Raw genomic sequence first — 3,106 nt, 5'->3', positions numbered from 1 at the left:
AAACCAAGCCTTTCCTTTAATTCAGCGTTCTCTATCTTTAAAGCTTTATTTTCTGCTTTTAAGTTTTCTATCTCTGCTTTCAGTTTTTCTATTTTTTGCTGTAAAATTTTTGCAAAGTTCTAAAAAGGTTTACCACATTACCCCACCTTTGCTCTATGATCATCTTTTTAGATCGCTTTGTCTACCTTATTCTACCACTCTGCTGAACGGATACCTTGGGTTAGCTATAGCTAACACCACAGTTGTACTAACATTGTGATTTGAGAACAACCTTCACCAGAAAGGGTGTCATTCCAGTGCTTAACACTGGAATGACGAGAGGTAACGCAAGAAGTTTACTCTTAATAAAAACCTGATGATGAATTATTATTACCAAATTTCGGCCTATTTCTGTTGCTGAAACCAGAACGAGGACGAGGAGGCCTCTTATGGTGACTTCCTCCAGGTTTTCTACTAAATGAATTATTGTAATAATTATCCCTGTCATTTGGACCATCTTTCCTTTCCTCGTTGTAAAGCTCACCTTCAAAAAACCCTCCCGTCTCTTGATCAACCCGACGTCTTGACAACTTTGGACACCCACCTTTTTCGAAGTCAATTACTAGTGCTTTGAAAGTATCATCTTGTTTAAGTATGCTCTCTATAGAATCTATATGTTCATTAGCTACTTCACTTATGTGCATTTTTCCTTTTCTGCCATTAAGAAATTCAAGCTCTACAATAGACTTCTCTATTCTTACAACCTTGACATCAACTATAGAACCTTGTTCTAGTTCTGTTATTGAATCAATCATCATACTCTTTGCAATTTCAGCTTCAGTGCCACTCGTAGCGAAAACAGAAACTTTACCATCATCTCCTATTTCAATTTTTGCATTACTTCTTTCACACACACTGCGTATATTTTTCCCCTTAGAACCTATAGCAGCAGAAATTTTGTCTTCATCTATGTAAAATGATAACATCCTTGGTGCATGGTCTTTGACATCATCACTGTGTTCTGAAATCACTGCATTCATTTTTTCTAAAATATGTAATCTTCCAGCTTTTGCCTGTTCTAAAGATTTTTCAACAATTTCAAAGCTTATACCAGAAATTTTCATGTCCATTTGTAGCGCCGTAACCCCTTCACTAGTTCCTGCTACTTTAAAGTCCATATCACCAAGATAATCTTCATCACCAAGTATATCGGAAAGTATTACATACTCGTCTTTATCTTTGATGAGACCCATAGCAATTCCAGCAACAGGGGACTTTATTGGCACACCCGTATCCATTAAAGCAAGAGAAGTCCCACAAACTGTTGCCATAGAAGAAGAACCATCAGACTCCAAAATTTCGGACACTACTCTTATTGTATAAGGAAATTCAGACTTATCGGGTAAAACAGGATGAATTGCTTTCCAAGCAAGTTTACCATGGCCGATTTCTCTTCTTCCTGGTGCACGCGCAGCAGAAGTTTCTCCAACAGCAAATGAGGGAAAGTTATAATGCAACATGAAATGCTCACGTCTATCCCCTTCAATATCATCCACAATTTGCTCATCTTGAGTGGTGCCAAGAGCAGTAACAACCAGTGCCTGAGTATTGCCTCTTGTAAATAGTGCAGAACCGTGAGTTTTGGACAGAATATCAACTTCAACTTCTATCTGACGTATCTCATCATGCTTACGACCGTCTATCCTTACACTTTTCTTCCTAATTATTTCACGTACTAAAGATCTTTCAAAGTTTTTTACTGCATACGTAATTAACTTTTCGTCTTTTCCAGTTTCTTTAAGAGTATTCAATATATTCTCTCTGATCGCTTCTAGAGCTTGAACTCGCTCTTGTTTTACTGTTTGCGAATATGCTTTTTCAAAATCTTTACCGTATTTTTCGAGCTCTTGTGTTATATCTGATGCATCAATAGGGGCAAAGCTCTCAGGTTTATTGCCAATTGTATCAGCAAACTCTTTTATGAGCTTAATGACAGGCTTAAGGTGTTCATGGCCAAATTTTATTGCATTAAAAACATTTTCTTCAGAGAGCTCTTTCACTTCTGATTCAACCATTAAAATTGAATTTTCATCACCAGACAAAAACAGATCCAAGCTGCTTGCTTTCATCTCTTGAACAGAAGGGTTGAGTATATAGTTATTATTTTCATCACAACCAACCATCACTCCAGCTATAGTAAAGTGAAAGGGAACACCAGAAATTGCAAGAGCTGCAACAGCACCAATCAATGCTGGCACTTCAGGAGGATTGACTGTATCATAAGTTAATAAATTGCACACCACACTAATTTCATCATGAAATCCTTCTGGGAATAGTGGTCTTATACTTCTATCTATTACTCTTGAGATTAAAGTTTCTCTATCAGATGGCTTGCCTTCTCTTTTAAAAAACCCGCCAGGGATCTTACCCATGGCATAGCTTTTTGCGATAAACTGCACATTTAAAAGTAGGAAATCAACGCTTTCTTCCTTCTTTTTACGTACAACAGTTACTAAAACAGAAGTATCACCGTAATTTACAACTACTGAACCATGAGCTTGGCGTGCTATTTTTCCTGTTTCTAAAGATAAGGCACGACCACCCCACTCTACAGATTTTTTTATAATTTTAAACATATTAAATTCCTCGATTATTTTCTAATGCCTAACTTCTCTATTAATTCCTGATAGGCTTCATTACCAAATTTACGCTTTATATAATTTAAGTGCTTGCGTCTTCTACCTATCAATATAAGTAAACCACGCTTAGAGTGATGGTCATGCTTGTGCACTTTAAAATGCTCAGTTAAGTTACTGATCCTCTCGGTCAAAATTGCACATTGTACAAAAGATGAGCCTGTATCATCTTCTTTAATTGCATATATATTTATCAAACTCTTTTTCTTTTCGGATGTTATCGACATCTAAACCTCATTTTAAATATTAAAAACACGAGTAGGTTTCACACAACCATAAATAAAACTGCAGATTGCAATAGGTACACTACCCACCACCGCACGACAAATATCATGATTCTTTAAATTACGCAAGTTATTTAATACAACTTCCTGACCTTTTCTGATTTTCCCCGCATCTTCTAGGGAAATTTCAACTTTGAACATCGATTT

General features: G+C 36.4%; 3 protein-coding genes. All 3 read right to left on the bottom strand.

From position 1 onward, the window contains the following. Nucleotides 1–341: 341 nt before the first annotated feature. Nucleotides 342–2,615 carry a polyribonucleotide nucleotidyltransferase gene (gene pnp / locus WGMM_RS04015; RefSeq protein WP_038250444.1) on the bottom strand — a complete coding sequence of 758 codons (2,274 nt, stop codon included), beginning with the start codon at nucleotides 2,613–2,615 and terminating at the stop codon, nucleotides 342–344. Nucleotides 2,616–2,629: 14 nt separating this feature from the next. Next, nucleotides 2,630–2,902: a 30S ribosomal protein S15 gene (rpsO, locus tag WGMM_RS04010; protein ID WP_006279944.1), complete on the bottom strand. Its 273-nt coding sequence runs from the start codon at nucleotides 2,900–2,902 to the stop codon at nucleotides 2,630–2,632. A gap of 12 nt (nucleotides 2,903–2,914) precedes the next feature. Next, nucleotides 2,915–3,106 (bottom strand): hypothetical protein (locus tag WGMM_RS04005; protein ID WP_038250442.1); only part of this gene is annotated, 192 nt, incomplete at its 5' end.

It is taken from the genome of Wolbachia endosymbiont of Glossina morsitans morsitans, assembly GCF_000689175.1.
GTDB lineage: Bacteria > Pseudomonadota > Alphaproteobacteria > Rickettsiales > Anaplasmataceae > Wolbachia > Wolbachia pipientis.
The sequence above is the reverse complement of the archived record's forward strand: the minus strand, read 5'-3'. Positions and strand labels throughout refer to the sequence as shown.

Excerpts from the sequence above, each read along its gene's own strand:
- pnp (WP_038250444.1), bottom strand. The coding sequence starts at position 2,615 with ATGTTTAAAATTATAAAAAAATCTGTAGAGTGGGGTGGTCGTGCCTTA.
- rpsO (WP_006279944.1), bottom strand. The coding sequence starts at position 2,902 with ATGTCGATAACATCCGAAAAGAAAAAGAGTTTGATAAATATATATGCA.